This window comes from Streptomyces sp. NPDC003038 (genome assembly GCF_040611115.1).
Taxonomy (GTDB): Bacteria; Actinomycetota; Actinomycetes; order Streptomycetales; family Streptomycetaceae; genus Streptomyces.
Genome location: NZ_JBEXNN010000006.1, coordinates 55,391 through 72,040 on the forward strand (window position 1 = coordinate 55,391; position 16,650 = coordinate 72,040).

At 70.7% G+C, this 16,650-nt stretch carries 13 protein-coding genes and 1 riboswitch; of the genes, 11 read left to right on the plus strand and 2 right to left on the minus strand.

Going from position 1 to position 16,650, the window contains the following annotated elements:
- Positions 1 to 29: 29 nt before the first annotated feature.
- On the minus strand, positions 30 to 2,483 hold the full coding sequence (locus tag ABZX75_RS09890; RefSeq protein WP_355409644.1) for a DNA topoisomerase IV subunit A: 2,454 nt from the start codon (positions 2,481 to 2,483) through the stop codon (positions 30 to 32).
- 263 nt (positions 2,484 to 2,746) lie between these two features.
- Here ABZX75_RS09890 and ABZX75_RS09895 point away from each other — a divergent pair, with 263 nt between their 5' ends.
- The 4 genes from ABZX75_RS09895 (at position 2,747) to ABZX75_RS09910 (ending at position 7,524) form a co-directional block, all read left to right on the plus strand.
- Entirely contained in the window at positions 2,747 to 4,105 is a 1,359-nt protein-coding gene (locus tag ABZX75_RS09895; protein WP_355409645.1) for a pitrilysin family protein, read from the plus strand.
- Between the two features lie 20 nt (positions 4,106 to 4,125).
- A complete protein-coding gene (locus ABZX75_RS09900) occupies positions 4,126 to 5,493 on the plus strand; it encodes a pitrilysin family protein (protein ID WP_355409836.1) in 1,368 nt (455 codons plus the stop codon).
- A 194-nt stretch (positions 5,494 to 5,687) separates the two neighbouring features.
- Positions 5,688 to 5,847: riboswitch (cyclic di-AMP (ydaO/yuaA leader) on the plus strand.
- A 12-nt stretch (positions 5,848 to 5,859) separates the two neighbouring features.
- Positions 5,860 to 6,651 carry a M23 family metallopeptidase gene (locus ABZX75_RS09905; protein WP_355409646.1) on the plus strand — a complete coding sequence of 264 codons (792 nt, stop codon included), beginning with the start codon at positions 5,860 to 5,862 and terminating at the stop codon, positions 6,649 to 6,651.
- A gap of 195 nt (positions 6,652 to 6,846) precedes the next feature.
- The gene (locus ABZX75_RS09910; protein ID WP_355409647.1) at positions 6,847 to 7,524 is read left to right on the plus strand and encodes a GntR family transcriptional regulator; all 678 of its coding nucleotides are present in this window, start codon (positions 6,847 to 6,849) and stop codon (positions 7,522 to 7,524) included.
- 348 nt (positions 7,525 to 7,872) lie between these two features.
- Here the strand turns inward: ABZX75_RS09910 and ABZX75_RS09915 are convergent, their stop codons facing one another.
- Positions 7,873 to 8,154 (minus strand): HPr family phosphocarrier protein, encoded by a 282-nt coding sequence (locus ABZX75_RS09915; protein WP_031146520.1) that lies wholly within the window; start codon positions 8,152 to 8,154, stop codon positions 7,873 to 7,875.
- A 184-nt stretch (positions 8,155 to 8,338) separates the two neighbouring features.
- Between ABZX75_RS09915 and ABZX75_RS09920 the strand changes: the two genes are divergently transcribed.
- The 7 genes from ABZX75_RS09920 (at position 8,339) to ABZX75_RS09950 (ending at position 16,635) form a co-directional block, all read left to right on the plus strand.
- Positions 8,339 to 11,209: a GNAT family N-acetyltransferase gene (locus tag ABZX75_RS09920; RefSeq protein ID WP_355409648.1), complete on the plus strand. Its 2,871-nt coding sequence runs from the start codon at positions 8,339 to 8,341 to the stop codon at positions 11,207 to 11,209.
- A 70-nt stretch (positions 11,210 to 11,279) separates the two neighbouring features.
- On the plus strand, positions 11,280 to 11,876 hold the full coding sequence (locus ABZX75_RS09925) for a DUF5998 family protein (protein ID WP_355409649.1): 597 nt from the start codon (positions 11,280 to 11,282) through the stop codon (positions 11,874 to 11,876).
- Complete coding sequence (locus ABZX75_RS09930; protein WP_355409650.1) at positions 11,876 to 13,078, plus strand: nucleotide pyrophosphatase/phosphodiesterase family protein; 1,203 nt, start codon at positions 11,876 to 11,878, stop codon at positions 13,076 to 13,078. Before ABZX75_RS09925 ends, ABZX75_RS09930 begins: the two co-directional genes overlap by 1 nt.
- Positions 13,079 to 13,182: 104 nt before the next feature.
- Positions 13,183 to 13,833 carry a thymidine kinase gene (locus ABZX75_RS09935; RefSeq protein ID WP_355409651.1) on the plus strand — a complete coding sequence of 217 codons (651 nt, stop codon included), beginning with the start codon at positions 13,183 to 13,185 and terminating at the stop codon, positions 13,831 to 13,833.
- A 242-nt stretch (positions 13,834 to 14,075) separates the two neighbouring features.
- Positions 14,076 to 14,798 (plus strand): hypothetical protein, encoded by a 723-nt coding sequence (locus ABZX75_RS09940; protein ID WP_355409652.1) that lies wholly within the window; start codon positions 14,076 to 14,078, stop codon positions 14,796 to 14,798.
- A 333-nt stretch (positions 14,799 to 15,131) separates the two neighbouring features.
- Positions 15,132 to 15,281, plus strand: a complete 150-nt coding sequence (locus tag ABZX75_RS09945; RefSeq protein WP_355409653.1) for a hypothetical protein — start codon at positions 15,132 to 15,134, stop codon at positions 15,279 to 15,281.
- Positions 15,282 to 15,474: 193 nt separating this feature from the next.
- Positions 15,475 to 16,635, plus strand: a complete 1,161-nt coding sequence (locus ABZX75_RS09950; protein WP_355409654.1) for a cytochrome P450 — start codon at positions 15,475 to 15,477, stop codon at positions 16,633 to 16,635.
- Positions 16,636 to 16,650 lie beyond the last annotated feature (15 nt).

Sequence of the window (16,650 nt, forward strand, 5' to 3'; positions counted from 1 at the left end):
GAGGACCGTCCACCCCGCATGCCCCACTCCTACAGCTCGGCCCCCGCCAGAGCCGCGACGACGGCGGGCAGTGCGACCCCCGAGCCGTCCCGGCGCGGGTCCACCGGCGGCAGTTCGGCCGGATTGCCGTTCGCCCCCGCCGCCCGGACGGGACTGTTGCCCGCCCAGGCCAGGACCAGCACGTCCTCGCCCTTCAGGAACCGCTGGCAGCGCACGCCGCCGGTGGCCCGGCCCTTGCGCGGGTACTGGTCGAAGGGGGTCAGCTTCCCGGACAGCATCGAGTCGTCCAGGGTTCCGTGCGAGCCCGCCACCGAGAACACCATGGCGTCCCGGGCCGGGTCGACGGCCGAGAAGTGGATCACCTTGGCGTTGCCGGCCAGCTTGATGCCCGCCATACCGCCCGCCGGGCGGCCCTGCGGGCGCACCTGGCTCGCCGGGTAGCGCAGCAGCTGGGCGTCGTCGGTGATGAAGACCAGGTCCTCCTCGCCCGTGCGCAGTTCGACCGCGCCGACGATCCGGTCCCCCTCCTTGAGGGTGATGACCTCCAGCTCGTCCTTGTTGGCGGGATAGTCCGGCACGACGCGCTTGACCACGCCCTGTTCGGTGCCCAGCGCCAGGCCCTGCGAGGTCTCGTCCAGCGAGATCAGGCAGATCACCTTCTCGTCTGCCTCCAGCGAGGACAGGAACTCCGTGACCGGTGCCCCGCCCGCCAGGGTCGGCGCGGCGGCCGTGTCCGGAAGCTGCGGCAGGTCGATCACCGGCAGCCGCAGCAGGCGGCCGGTGGACGTGACGGCGCCGACCTCGGCCCGCGCCGTCGCCAGGACCTGCGAGACGATGAGGTCGTGCTTGGCGCGCTTGCCGTCGGCCTCCGCCAGCGGCTCGCCGGTCACCGTGCGAGCCAGCAGACCGGTGGAGGAGAGCAGGACCCGGCACGGGTCGTCGGCGACCTCCAGCGGAACCGCCGAGACGCTCGTGCCCGCCGACTCGAGCAGCACGGTGCGCCGCTCGGTGCCGAACTTCTTCGCCACCGCGGCCAGTTCGGAGGAGACCAGCTTGCGCAGCTCGTTGTCGGACTCCAGGATCCCGGTCAGCTCGTCGATCTCCCCGGTCAGCCGGTCGCGCTCCGACTCCAGCTCGATCCGGTCGAACTTGGTGAGCCGGCGCAGCGGGGTGTCCAGGATGTACTGGGTCTGGATCTCGCTGAGCGAGAACCGCTCCATCAGCCGGGCTTTGGCCTGGGCGGAGTTCTCGCTGTCCCGGATGAGCCGGATGACCTCGTCGATGTCGATGAGCGCCACCAGCAGGCCCTCGACCAGGTGCAGCCGGTCGCGGCGCTTGGTGCGGCGGAACTCACTGCGCCGCCGGACGACCTCGAAACGGTGGTCCAGGTAGACCTCCAGCAGCTCCTTGAGGCCCAGCGTCAGCGGCTGCCCGTCGACGAGTGCCACGTTGTTGATGCCGAAGGACTCCTCCATCGGCGTCAGCTTGTAGAGCTGCTCCAGCACGGCCTCGGGGTGGAAGCCGTTCTTGATCTCGATGACCAGGCGCAGACCGTGCGACCGGTCGGTGAGGTCCTTGACGTCGGCGATGCCCTGGAGCTTCTTCGAGCCGACGAGGTCCTTGATCTTCGCGATGACCTTCTCGGGACCGACGGTGAAGGGCAGTTCGGTGACGACGAGGCCCTTGCGGCGCGCCGTCACGTTCTCGACGGCCACGGTCGCGCGGATCTTGAAGGTGCCGCGGCCGTTCTCGTAGGCGTCCTTGATGCCCGCGAGTCCGACGATCCGGCCACCGGTGGGCAGGTCGGGACCCGGTACGAAGCGCATCAGCGCCTCCAGGTCCGCACCCGGGTGGCGGATCAGGTGGCGGGCGGCCGCGATGACCTCGCCGAGGTTGTGCGGGGGCATGTTGGTGGCCATGCCGACCGCGATCCCGGACGCGCCGTTGACCAGCAGGTTCGGGTACGCAGCGGGCAGCGCGACCGGCTCCCGCTCCTGACCGTCGTAGTTGGCGGTGAAGTCGACGGTGTCCTCGTCGATCGACTCCGTCATCAGCGAGGTGGCGTCGGCCATCTTGCACTCGGTGTAACGCATCGCGGCCGGCGGGTCGTCATTGCCGAGCGAACCGAAGTTGCCGTGGCCGTCGACCAGCGGCAGCCGCATCGAGAAGGGCTGTGCCATGCGCACGAGGGCGTCGTAGATCGACGCGTCACCGTGCGGGTGGAGCTTGCCCATGACCTCGCCCACGACGCGGGCGCACTTCACATAGCCGCGGTCGGGGCGCAGGCCCATCTCGTTCATCTGGTAGACGATGCGGCGGTGTACCGGCTTCATGCCGTCCCGGGCGTCGGGCAGGGCGCGGGAGTAGATCACCGAGTACGCGTACTCGAGGAAGGAGCCCTGCATTTCGTCGACGACGTCGATGTCGAGGATCTTCTCCTCGAAATCCTCCGGCGGCGGGGTCTTCGTGCTGCGGCGGGCCATCGCTGCGCGGCTCCTTAACCAAGAAAGAGGTGTGCGGTGTGTCTGACGGGTCTGGCGGGTCTGGCGGGTCTGGCGGTGACTGACGGTGGCTAGTGGGGGTCTGACGGGGGTCTGGCGGGGGTTGACGCGGACCATTGTGGCCCGAGGCACCGACAACGCCGACTCCGACCCAGGTCTGACCCGGGAACTTCTCCGGCTGCCGACGCGCTTGCATACAGTGGCAGGTCTGACAGAAATCTCTGCATCGCGATCGAAGGGACCACATGCCCATGGGTCACACGGCCACAGCTCAGGCCGGCTCCGGCGGCCTGACAGCGACCGAGCACCGGCTGGCCAACGGCTTGCGCGTGGTGCTTTCCGAGGACCACCTCACCCCGGTCGCCGCGGTCTGCCTCTGGTACGACGTCGGCTCGCGCCACGAAGTCAAGGGACGTACCGGCCTGGCTCACCTCTTCGAGCACCTTATGTTCCAGGGCTCGCAGAGCGTCAAGGGCAACGGGCACTTCGAACTGGTCCAGGGCGCCGGCGGCTCCCTCAACGGCACCACCAGTTTCGAGCGCACCAACTACTTCGAGACGATGCCGACCCACCAGCTGGAGCTCGCGCTCTGGCTGGAGGCGGACCGGATGGGCTCGCTGCTGGCGGCCCTGGACGACGAGTCCATGGAGAACCAGCGCGACGTCGTCAAGAACGAGCGCCGCCAGCGGTACGACAACGTCCCGTACGGCACGGCGTTCGAGAGGCTGACCGCCCTCGCGTACCCCGAGGGGCACCCGTACCACCACACTCCGATCGGCTCCATGGCCGACCTGGACGCCGCGTCCCTGGAGGACGCGCGCCACTTCTTCCGTACGTACTACGCACCCAACAACGCGGTGCTGTCGGTCGTCGGTGACATCGACCCCGAGCAGACCCTCGCCTGGGTCGAGAAGTACTTCGGGACCATCCCGGCGCACGACGGCAAGCAGCCGCCGAGCGACGGCACGCTGCCCGACATCATCGGGGAGCAGCTGCGCGAGGAGATCGTCGAAGAGGTCCCGGCACGTGCGCTGATGGCCGCCTACCGGCTGCCGCACGACGGCACCCGCGAGTGTGACGCCGCCGACGTGGCGCTGACCATCCTGGGCGGCGGAGAGTCCTCCCTGCTCCACAACCGCCTGGTGCGCCGAGACCAGACGGCCGTCGCGGCCGGCTTCGGCATGCTGCGGCTCGCCGGGGCGCCCTCGCTGGGCTGGCTGGACGTGAAGACCTCCAGCGGCGTCGAGATCCCCGCGATCGAGGCGGCCGTGGACGAGGAGCTCGCGCGGTTCGCCGCCGAGGGCCCGACGGCCGAGGAGATGGAGCGCGCGCAGGCGCAGCTGGAGCGGGAGTGGCTGGACCGGCTGAGCACGGTGGCCGGCCGCGCCGACGAACTGTGCCGCTTCGCGGTGCTGTTCGGCGACCCGCAGCTGGCGCTGACCGCCGTCCAGCGCGTCCTGGACATCACCGCCGAGGAGGTGCAGGCCGTGGCCGCCGCCCGGCTGCGCCCGGACAACCGCGCGGTGCTCGTGTACGAGCCGCTGCCCGCCGGTGACGCCGACGAGTCCGACGAGTCCGACGAGAACGAGGGGGCGGAGCAGTGAGCGACACCGCAGCCGTCACGATGACCTTCCACCCGCAGCCGCAGGCCGGCGAGCCGCAGCCGTGGGCCTTCCCGGCCCCGGAGCGCTCGGTCCTGTCCAACGGCCTGACCCTGCTGCGCTGCCACCGCCCGGGCCAGCAGGTGGTGGCGGTCGAGATCAACCTCGCCGCCCCGCTGGACGCCGAGCCCGAGGGCCTGGACGGGGTGGCGACCATCATGGCCCGCGCCCTGTCGGAGGGCACCGACAAGCACTCCGCCGAGGAGTTCGCCGCCGAGCTGGAGCGCTGCGGGGCCACCCTCGACGCGCACGCCGACCACCCCGGCCTGCGGGTTTCCCTGGAGGTCCCGGCCTCCCGCCTGCCCAAGGCGCTCGGGCTGCTCGCCGATGCGCTGCGCGCGCCCGCCTTCGCCGACGCCGAGATCGACCGGCTGGTGCGCAACCGGCTCGACGAGATCCCGCACGAGCTGGCCAACCCGCAGCGCCGCGCCGCCAAGCAGCTCTCCAAGGAGCTCTTCCCGGCGTCCCTGCGGATGTCCCGCCCGCGGCAGGGCACCGAGGAGACGGTCGCCCGTATCGACTCCGCGGCCGTACGCCGCTTCTACGCGGCCCACGTACGCCCCGCCACCGCCACCGCGGTGGTCGTCGGCGACCTGACCGGCATCGACCTCGACGCCGTGCTGGCGGACACCCTGGGCGGCTGGACGGGCGATGCGGCGGAGCCCCTCCCGGTGCCGCCGGTGACCGCCGACGACACGGGCCGCGTGGTCATCGTCGACCGGCCCGGCGCCGTCCAGACGCAGCTGCTGATCGGCCGGATCGGGCCGGACCGGCACGACCGGGTGTGGGCGGCCCAGGTGCTCGGCACGTACTGCCTGGGCGGCACCCTCACCTCCCGGCTGGACAAGGTGCTGCGCGAGGAGAAGGGGTACACGTACGGTGTGCGCGCCTTCGGCCAGGTGCTGCGCTCCACCGCCGACGGCAAGGGCGCCTCGATGCTCGCGATCAGCGGCTCGGTGGACACCCCCAACACGGGTCCGGCGCTGGAGGACCTCTGGAAGGTGCTGCGCGCCCTCGCGGAGGGCGGCCTGACCGATGCCGAACGGGACGTGGCGGTGCAGAACTTGGTGGGGGTGGCCCCGCTGAAGTTCGAGACGGCGGCCTCCGTCGCCGGCACGCTCGCCGACCAGGTCGAGCAGGAGCTCCCGGACGACTACCAGGCGCAGTTGTACGCGCGGCTCGCCGAAACCGGAACGGTGGAAGCCACTTCGGCGGTCGTGAGCGCCTTCCCGGTCGACCGGCTGGTCACGATCCTGGTGGGTGACGCCGCGGTCATCGAGGAACCGGTGCGCGCACTGGGGATCGGCGATGTGAGCGTCGTCACCAACTGACAACCAACTGGCGGTTTGGCAGGGGGCTCTGGCGGCTTGTCCGTCGGGGCCCCCTTTGTCCGTTAAGTGGTGAGGTTGCTTTTATGTGATGTGGCGTACGCAACAAAAAGGCGTGTCTGTTTGGCGATTGACTGATGATCCGCCTAGCGTCGGCCGTGCTGTTCGTCAGTTGTGCCCGCCGCATCCGCGGCACCGGACAGCAATCGCCGAGTCCCCGTCAGGCGCGAGCCTGGGGAGCCGGGGACCCACATCAGTCCCTGGGGTGAATCGGACCGCCTCGCAAGAGGAGGTCCGTAGGAGACCTTCCTGCTCCGAACCCGTCAGCTAACCCGGTAGGCGAGAGGGAAGGAAAGGATCAATCTCTTCATGGCGTTTGGCAGTCGTGCCGCCGGTAAGCACCGCGGTTCCAGTCGTCTGAGCCGTAAGACCGCCGGCTACGCCGGTATCGCCGCCCTCGCCACCACTGGTGTCGTCGGCTCCCTCGCGGGCCCGGCCTTCGCGGCGGACATCGACAACTCCGCGCAGGACAACGGCCTGGGCGCCGTCGTCGTGGCCGAGGACCTCGTGGGCGACATCGAGGACCAGGCGGACTCCCAGCAGCGTGCCGCCGAGGCCACCGCGGCCAGGGCGCAGGCCGAGGCCGACGCGAAGCAGCGTGCCTCCGAGGCCAAGCGCCTGGCCGAGACCAAGGCGAAGGCCGAGCGTGAGGCCGCCGAGCGCGCCGCCCGTGAGGCCGAGCGCAAGCGCCTCAACACCTTCGTCTCCCCGGTTGCGGGCTCGTACGTGAGCACCCAGTACGGCGCCGGTGGCGGCATGTGGTCCTCCGGCAGCCACACCGGCATCGACTTCCACGCCTCCACGGGCACCTCGGTCCGCGCGGTGGGTCTCGGTACCGTCGTCGAGGCCGGCTGGGGCGGCGCCTACGGCAACAACGTCGTCATCAAGCACAACGACGGCACCTACACCCAGTACGGGCACCTGTCCGCGCTGAACGTCTCCGTCGGCCAGCAGGTCGCCCCGGGCCAGCAGATCGGCCTGGCCGGCTCCACGGGCAACTCCAGCGGTCCCCACCTGCACTTCGAGGCCCGCACCGGCGCCGACTACGGCTCGGACATCGACCCGGTCGCCTACCTGCGCTCGCACGGCGTCAGCCTCTGACGCGTACGGCCGCCCCGCGCCGTCGCTCCCTCTCGCTTCACCGAAGACCCCGGCTCGCCGAGCCGGGGTCTTCGTGTTGTGCAAAAATTCCGGATTTCCGGCCGCTCTCGGAAATAATCGTGTGTTGCAATAGAGTCGCAGGACGCGCACGCGCGTTCATTGACGATGCAGTCGGAAAAAGGGGGAGGTCCGGTCTTGCGTATTCCTGCGCACGCGGTATGCACGGCAATTCGCGACGACATCGTCTCCGGGGTCTTCGAGCCGGGCGGCAGGCTGACCGAGGAAGTGCTGGCCCGCCGGTACGGCGTCTCGCGCGTCCCGGTCCGCGAGGCGCTGCGCACCCTGGAGTCCGAGGGGTTCGTGACCACGCGGCGCCACGCGGGCGCCTGCGTGGCCGAACCGACCGAGGAGGAGGCCGCCGACCTCCTGGAGCTGAGGATGCTGCTGGAGCCGCTGGCGGCCGCCCGAGCCGCCGGGCGGCGCACCGAGGCCCACCTCAAGGTGCTGCGCGGACTGGTCAGGCTGGGGCAGGAGCGGGCCAGGCGGGGCCAGGGCGAGGATCTGCGGGCCCTGGGGAGCTGGTTCCACGAGACGCTCGCACAGGCCTCCGGCAGCCCCGGTCTGATCGCTCTGCTCACGCAGATGCGGCACAAGGTGGCCTGGATGTACGTGGTGGAGGCGCCGGCCCGGCCGGTGGAGTCCTGGGCGGAGCACGGGGCGATCGTGGACGCGGTGGCGCGCGGGGACGCCGAGCGGGCGCGGGCGCTGACGGCCGTCCACGCGGACCGGGCCGCCGGAGCGCACAGGCCGCGGCTGCGCCTCGCGGTGAGGACTTCGCAACCTGCCGTAAACATGTCGAGCGGCCGGCATTAACAGAGTCCGTATACACATGCAGGTGTCGTGCGCCGCTGTCGGAATTCGCGACGTGGCGTGAATTCACTGCCCGGAAATGTGTCGGCGGGTCGGGTGGTCGGGTCGTGCCGAATTTCGACGGCACTGGATTCGGGTGGAATGCGATTTCCGCCGAGCTGGATTTCTGCGGAGCCGTGGATGCCGTGGATGCCGTGGATGCGGTCGGGCCGCGGGTCACGGCATCCGGCCACCGCCACCGGCCCTCCACCGCCGCCGCCCACCGGGATCGGCCGCCTCACGAAACAGCGAAGCCGCGGTCCCCGGCGTACCGGCGACCGCGGCTTCGCCGCGTGACTCGAACCCGAAGGGTCAGACGGTCTCGGGGAGCTCCTCGAGACCCTCGGCGACCAGCTTCGCGAGGCGGTCCAGCGCGACCTCCGCGCCCTCGGCCTCGGACGCGAGGACGATCTCCTCGCCGCCCTGGGCGCCCAGGCCCAGAACCGCCAGCATGGAAGCGGCGTTGACGGGGTCGCCCCCGGACTTCGCGATGGTCACCGGGACGCCGGAAGCGGTCGTCGCACGGACGAAGATCGAGGCGGGACGAGCGTGCAGGCCCTCGGCCCAGCCGACGTTGACGCGGCGCTCTGCCATGGTGATGCCCTTCAGGTTCTTAACGTTGTCTAGACCAGTCTCTCACGACACCCGGAATGCTCGGACCGACCTCCTGCCCGGATCTCCCGCCGTTCGGCCCTCCCCAGCTTGCACTGATTCGCGTCGGCTCGCATGATGCGCCGCGCCAGGACCACCTGACCCGTCCCGGCCTTAAGGTGGCCCCATGACCACCGAGTCGGACCCCTCGTACCCGGCCCACTGGGAGGCGGACGTCGTCCTGCGCGACGGCGGCACCGCCCGCATCAGGCCCATCACCGCCGAGGACGCGGGGCGGCTGGTCAGCTTCTATGAACAGGTCTCCGACGAGTCGAAGTACTACCGCTTCTTCGCTCCCTACCCCCGGCTCTCCGACCGCGACGTGCACCGCTTCACGCACCACGACTACGTGGACCGGGTCGGCCTCGCCGCGACCATCGGCGGAGAGTTCATCGGGACCGTCCGCTACGACCGGATCGGCGCCGACGGCCGGCCCGCCTCCGGCCCCGCCGACGAGGCCGAGGTCGCCTTCCTCGTCCAGGACGCCCACCAGGGCCGCGGGGTCGCCTCCGCCCTCCTCGAACACATCGGCGCGGTGGCCCGGGAGCGCGGCATCCGGCGGTTCGCCGCCGAGGTGCTCCCGGCGAACAGCAAAATGATCAAGGTCTTCACGGACGCCGGCTACCAGCAGAAGCGCAGCTTCGAGGACGGCTCCGTCCATCTCACCCTCGACCTCGAACCCACCGCCGAGTCCCTCGCCGTCCAGCGCGCCCGCGAACAGCGCGCCGAGGCCCGCTCGGTGCAGCGGCTGCTGGCCCCCGGCTCGGTGGCCGTGATCGGAGTCAGCCGCTCCGGCGCGGGCGTGGGCGCCGCCGCGCTGCGCAACCTGCGGGACAGTGGATTCCGCGGCCACCTCTACGCCGTCAACGAGGCGGTCACGGCCGATCTGCTGGACGGCGTACGGGCCTACCGCACGCTCGGCGCCATCGGCGCCCCGGTCGACCTCGCGGTCGTCGCGGTCCCGGCCGACCGGGTCCCGGAAGCGGTGGCGGCCTGCGGTGAGCACGGAGTGCAGGGGCTCGTGGTGCTGTCCGCCGGATACGGGGAGAGCGGCCCGGCGGGGCTCGCCCGCCAGCGCGAACTGGTGCGCCAGGTGCGCTCGTACGGCATGCGCCTGATCGGGCCGAACGCGTACGGGGTGATCAACACGTCCCCGGAAGTGGAGCTCAACGCCTCGCTGACGCCCGCCCCGATGCCCATGCGCGGCCGGATCGGCCTCTTCACCCAGTCCGGGGCGATCGGGATCGCCCTGCTCTCCGCGCTCCTGCGCCGCGGCGAGGGCCTGTCCTCCTTCGTCTCGGCGGGGAACCGGGCCGACGTCTCCGGCAACGACATCCTCCAGTACTGGTACGACGACGAGGCGACGGATGTCGCCCTGATGTACCTGGAAACCCTGGGCAACCCGCGGAAGTTCACCCGCCTCGCCCGCCGGACCGCGGCCGTGAAGCCGGTGGTCGTCGCCCGGGGCGGCCGCCACACCCCGGCCGGGCACGTCGTCCCGGACACCCGGCTGCCCGACGCCACCGTCTCCGACCTGCTGCGGCAGGCCGGCGTCATCCGGGTCGACACGGTGACGGAGCTGGTGGACGTCGGCCTCCTGCTGGCGTCGCAGCCGTTGCCCGCCGGACCCCGGATCGCGATCCTCGGCAACTCCGAGTCCCTCGGGGTCCTCACCTACGACGCCTGCCTGACGCAGGGCCTGCGCCCGCTGCCGCCGCTGGACCTGACGACGGCCGCTTCGCCCGCGGACTTCCGGGACGCCCTGGCCGCCGCCCTGGCCTCGGACGACAACGACGCGGTCATCGTCACCGCCATCCCGTGGGTCGGCGAGCAGGCGCTCGCGGACGACCTGGCCGACGCCCTGCGGGACGCGGTCGGGGAGCACCCCGGCAAGCCGGTGGCCGTGGTCCACGTGGAGCTCGGCGAGCTGGCGGAGGCCCTGTCCGCCGCGCGCGGCCCCGCCCCCGCCCCGCGCCCGCCCGAGACCGCGGACCCGGCTCCCGGGCCCCGCGCCTCGGCCTCCCCCGGCCGCCTCACCCGGCCGCCGCTGGGAGGCGCCCCCTCGGAGCCGCCCCCCGGCGAGGCCGCGACCGCCGCACCGCGGGGAGCCTCGGCCACGCCCGCAGGGGCCCGGATCCCCGCCTATCCCGCCGCCGAGCGGGCCGTCAAGGCCGTCGCCGAGGGCGTGCGTTACCGCCAGTGGCGGCACACCAACGCCGAGGCCGGACAGGTGCCCGAGTACGAGGACATCGACGAGTCCGGAGCCGCCGCGCAGCTGGCCCGGCTGCTCGCCTCCGTCGAGGAGGGGGCCGTGGTCACCCTGGGCGACTTCGACGCCCACACGCTGCTGGAGCGGTACGGGATCCGGGTGCTGCCCACCCTGTCCGCCCTCACCCCCGACGCTGCGGCCCGCGCCGCCCGGGCCCTGGGGTATCCCGTCGTGCTCAAGACCACCGCCCCGCACCTGCGCCACCGCGCGGACCTGGGCGGCGTACGGCTCGATCTCACGAGCGAGTCCGAGCTGAGGCGCTCGTACGACGAGCTGACCGAGACGCTGGGCAAGCCGGCGGAGCTGCTCCCCGTCGTCCAGGCCATGGTGCCCCGCGGCGTCGACACCGTCGTGCGGTCCGTCATCGACCCGGCCGCCGGCGCCGTCCTGTCTTTCGGGCTCGCCGGGGTCGCCTCGGAGCTCCTCGGCGACACCGCCCACCGCCTCGTACCGACCACCGACCGCGACGCCGCCGGGCTGATCCGGTCCATCCGGACCGCTCCCCTCCTCTTCGGCTGGCGCGGCAGCGACCCCGTCGACACCCGCGCCCTGGAGGAACTGCTCCTGCGCCTGTCCCGTCTCGTGGACGACCACCCCGAGGTCATCGAGGTCACCCTGGAGCCCGTCGTGGTCGCCGCCGAGGGGCTCTCCGTGCTCAGCGCCACCGTCCGCGTCGCCCACCCGCCGGCCCGCGGCGATCTCGGGCCGCGGACCCTCCCCAGCTACTGAGCGGCCACCGACCTGACTGACCGGGTACGGAGCGGCCGGGGTGCCCCGTACGGGCCTTAGGATGGACCTCATGGCGAAATCCGGTACGACGACCCAGGGGCTGCGCACGGCGATCGAGCGCAGCGGCTACTACCCGGCCCTCGTGGCCGAGGCGGTGGAGGCCGCGGTGGGCGGCGAGCCGATTTCGTCGTACCTGGTCCACCAGGAGACGACCTTCGACTCCAACGAGGTGCGCCGCCACGTCACCGTGCTGGTCCTGACCGGCAACCGCTTCATCGTCAGCCACACCGACGAGCAGGCCGCCGACGCCGGGTCCCCCTCCCCGTACGCGACCACCTCCACCGAGTCGGTCAAGCTCTCCAGCATCTCCTCCGTGGTGGTGAGCCGCGTCGTCGCCAACCCGGAGTCCTACACCCCCGGCACCCTGCCCCGCGAGGTCGTCCTGACCATCGGCTGGGGCGCGGTCTCCCGGATCGACCTGGAGCCCGCCGCGTGCGGCGACCCGAACTGCGACTCCGACCACGGCTACACCGGCAACTCCACCGCCGACGACCTCAGCCTGCGGGTCAGCGAGGCGGGCGACGGTCCGGAGGCGGTGCGCCAGACCCTCGCCTTCGCGCAGGCGCTCTCCGAAGCGACGGCCGCGACCTCCTCTCCCGCCCGCTGATGGTGTACTCGACAGCGCACGACTGGCAGGAGCCGGAGCTGCTCGACCTCGCCGGCGCCCCCGTCCCGGAGTACGGCAGCGGCTCGCTCGCCGACCTGCTGCCCACGCTCGCGGCCGGCCAGGGCGTACCGGGCTTCAGCGCCGCCATCCCGGAGCTGACCCCGGCCGACCGGAACTGCGTGTTCCTGGTCGACGGCATGGGCTGGGAGCAGATCAAGGCCCACCCGGACGAGGCCCCGTACCTGACCTCCCTCCTCGGCAGCTCGCGCGGCGGCACCGGTCGCCCGCTCACCTCGGGCTTCCCCGCGACCACCGCCACCTCGCTGGCCTCCGTCGGCACCGGACTGCCGCCCGCCCGCCACGGCCTGTCCGGCTACGCCGTGCGCAACCCCGCCACCGGCGAGCTCATGAACCAGCTCCGTTGGTATCCGTGGACCCAGCCGAAGCCCTGGCAGCCGTACCCGACGGTCTTCCAGCTGGCCGACAAGGCCGGTGTGGCGACCGCCCAGGTGTCCTCGCCCGCTTTCCAGACCACCCCGCTCACCAAGGTCGCGCTGAGCGGCGGCACCTTCCTCGGCCGGATGACCGGCGAGGAGCGCATGGACCTCGCGGCCGAGCGCCTCGGGGCCGGTGACCGCTCGCTCGTCTACACGTACTACAGCGAGCTCGACGGCGCCGGCCACCGCCACGGCGTGAACTCGGACGCCTGGCGCGGCCAGCTGATGTACGTCGACCGGCTCGTCCAGCGGCTCGTCGAGCAACTGCCGCCGCGCACCGCCCTGTATGTGACCGCGGACCACGGCATGGTCGACATCCCCCTCGACGAGGAGGCGCGGATCGACTACGACGAGGACTGGGAGCTGGGCGCCGGCGTGGCCCTGCTGGGCGGCGAGGGCCGGGCCCGGCACGTGTACGCGGTGCCGGGCGCGCAGAACGACGTCCTGACCGTGTGGCGCGAGGTGCTCGGCGACCGGTTCTGGATCGCGAGCCGCGAAGAGGCCCTGGAACTGGGCTGGTTCGGGCCGCCGGGGGAGTGTGACGAGCGCGTGCTGGGGCGGATCGGCGACGTGGTCGCGGCAGCCCAGGCCGATGTCGCGATCACCGCCTCCCGCAACGAGCCCAACGAGTCGGCGCTCGTCGGAATGCACGGCTCCATGACGGCGGCGGAGCAGCTCGTCCCGCTGCTCGAAATCCGCTCCTGACGGACTTCCCCGCCCTGCCGCCCCTCCCGACCTCCTGCCCCGGCAGCCGGCCTCCAGACCGGCGCCCGCCCGCTGCCCACGACCCGAAAGGTCTCGTACTTCCCATGCCCGAGCTGGTGTTCTTCTCCGGAACGATGGACTGCGGAAAGAGCACTCTGGCGCTCCAGATCGGTCACAACCGTTCGGCTCGCGGGCTTCAGGGTGTGATCTTCACGCGTGACGACCGGGCGGGGGAGGGCAAGCTGTCGTCCCGGCTGGGTCTGGTGACGGAGGCGGTCGAGGCCACGGAGGGGATGGACCTGTACGCGTACCTGGTCGCCCAGCTCTCGAAGGGTGGCAAGGCGGACTATGTGATCGTGGACGAGGCGCAGTTCCTGGCCCCGGAGCAGATCGACCAGCTGGCGCGCACCGTGGACGATCTCGGCCTGGACGTCTTCGCTTTCGGGATCACCACGGACTTCCGTACGAAGCTGTTCCCCGGTTCGCAGAGGCTGATCGAGCTGGCGGACCGGATCGAGCAGCTTCAGGTGGAGGCCCTGTGCTGGTGCGGCGCTCGCGCTACGCACAACGCCCGTACGGTGGGCGGGGAGATGGTGGTCGAGGGCGCCCAGGTGGTGGTCGGTGACGTGAACCGCCCGGCGGGGGAGATCGGCTACGAGGTCCTCTGCCGCCGCCACCACCGCAAGCGGATGACGAGCGCCGCGGCCCACGCGGGCGCCCTCTCCCCGGACGTCCTCCCGGTCAACCACGCCTGAATCCCCTCCTCGGCGCCCGTGCGTACGGCTCGAACCTGCGGCCAGTGCGTCTTCGCAGGTTGGTGGGTCTGGCTGATGGTGCCGTAGGCGGCGGAACCAGAGGCTGTGAAGCCAAGGCTGCCACCGAGGGCGCCGAGTGTCGCCGACGCGTAGCCTTGATGTGGGGCTCGTCTGATCGTCCGGCTTACGCGCAGGGTGTGCTCGCCCGACTGCCGAGGAACAGTGACCGTCTCATGACTCCCATGCCCGACAGGAGATCGTCGCAGGGCCGCAGTGCCCGAGCTGCCGCGCTGCGTGACCAGGCGAGTGCCGAACGCCGCCGCCGACTGCGGTTCACACTGATCGTGAGCATCGTGGTGGCCCTGGTCATCGCCGGGCTCACGATCGCGGGGCTCTCCACAAGCGGCGGGCCGTCCCCTTCCACGGCTCCCGAGGCCGGCATACCGGCCACTCCGATGAAGACCGCCTCGGGCCGTACGACCAGCCCGCCGTGGGCCGCGCCGAGTGATCCTTCTGCGCGGGTCGCGGCAGCCGGGCTGCCGATGCTGGGGGAGGAGGGCCACGTCGAGCACATCCACGTCCACCTGGACGTCATCGTGAACGGCAAACCGGTGGCCGTCCCCGGGAACATCGGCATCGACCAGAAGACGCAGCAGATCAGCCCGCTGCACACACACGTGGCGAACGGGGTGATCCACGTCGAGTCCCCGGTCAAGGCCGTCTTCTCCCTCGGCCAGTTCATGACCGAATGGGACGTCGCCCTCACCCAGGACTCCATCGGCGGGCTCAAGGCCGACGGCGCCAACGAATTCCACGCCTACGTGAACGGCAAGGAGCGCCCCGGCAACCCGGCCGCGATCGAGCTCCGGGACCGCGACGAGATCGCGCTCGTATACGGGCCGGCAGACCTGAAGGTCGACGTGCCCAGCAGCTACGACTGGCCGAAGCCGAAAAAGGGCAAGTGAGCAGCGGATACGGGAATCCGCACCCTTGATGGTCTGTGCGCCGCGAGACAAAGCAACACCCACGTCCCCGCTTGACGCACGGCCGCCTTCATGCTCGGAGAGTTACCTATCGGTCACTTGGAGTTCCCAGCATGCCGCCGACGCGGCCCCTACCGAGATTGCGTAAGGACGTCAAGTCACGTTCTCCAGTGACATGACGCGTGTTGCCCGGTCGGGTTTATTTGACGTCACGGCCTCACCCCCAACCCCTACCCATAACGAAATACGAGGCCGAGCTTTCAGCTCATTTCCGCGGGGCAAACAGTAACCCCGCAAAACTCGAGGGAGGGTCCGATGAATGGGCATTTCTGGACGCGTCGTCTGTCGATGGCCACGGCCACCCTGGCTCTGGCCGGCACCGTCGTGCTGGTCCCGGCCACGGCCTTCGCATCGCCGACAGTACACACCAAGGCGGTTCCGTCCGTCGCCTGCCGCGCAGCTTAGCGCCGCTGCTTGCTGAGTATCGGCCGCCGAGCCCGCGGCCGATACTTCCCACGGGAAGGAGGGGTCCCCATGCGATATGACCACTGCCTTTAGTTCAAGCAGGTCGGGCCCGGGAGATGCCGGGCCCGACCTCATTTCACTTCATTTCACTTCACACATGATCCGCCGAGACCGAAAACAGGAACGAAGGCCAATGACGACATCCATCAGCTACAACCCATTGGACTGGTCAACGATTGTCGACCCGTATCCGGTCTATGCCGAGTTGCGCGCCCATGCGCCGGTGTTCTGGCACGAGCAGATGCAGTCCTGGGTGCTCACTCGATACGTCGACTGTCGAGACGTTTTGCGCAACCACGCGTTGTGGGCTCGGGACTTGCGCCGAGTCGGCGCCGACGTTCCCGATGAGCGACTGAACATCCAGTACCAGGACCCGCCGGAACAGGCGAAGTTGCGTGCTCTGATCGTCAGCGCCATGCGGACACCGGACACGAGGGACATCTGCCGACGCGCCCGACCCGATCTCGAGGGACATTGCGAACGGCTCGGCGGTCGCGAGGAGTTCGACCTCATGAGCGAGGTCGCGGCCCCACTGGCACTGCAGATCACCTGTGACCTGGTCGGCGTGGAACCGCCGGCGCTGGAAACCTACGTGAGGATCTTCGAAGGGCTGACCCTGCGGATGGACAGCGGGCTCGAGCCGAGCCACGCCGAGCCCGGGGAGAACGTGGGACTCGAACTCCACGCGATGATGAAGGCGTGGTTCGAGAAGACCCGGCTTCGGGGAATGATCGCGAGCCTGCGGGAGAGCCCGCACACGAAGACGATGCCGGACGCATACGTCCGGAACACGGTGAGCGCGGTTTTCAACGCCAGTTACAGCACGGTCTATGCCTCGACCGGAGCCGTCATCCTGACTCTGCTGCAGCACCCGCACGTGCTCGATCAGCTGCGCGATCGCAGCCTGATGGCCACGGGGGTGGCGGAGCTGATCCGTTTCTGCAGCCCGGCCCAGGGCACGAGCCGGGTGGCGACAGAGCGAACGAGTATCGGCGGCGTCACGATCGAGCGGGGTGAGGCCGTCGTGACCCTTTTCGCCGCTGCCAACCGGGATCCGGAGTACTTCGCCCGGCCGGACGAACTCCTTCTCGACCGTTCACCCAACCAGCATCTGGGATTCGGATGGGGTCCGCACGTCTGTGCCGGCGCACAACTCGCAACGGACTGGCTGTATGAGCTCTTGGACTTCCTGCACGAGTGGCCGGCGGCATTGACCTTGGCTGGCGAGCCCAGATACATGCGCTCCGCGACGCTTCGCAATTTGGAAGCGCTGCCCGTGAGCCTTCGCCATTGATCCGAGGCGGGCGCG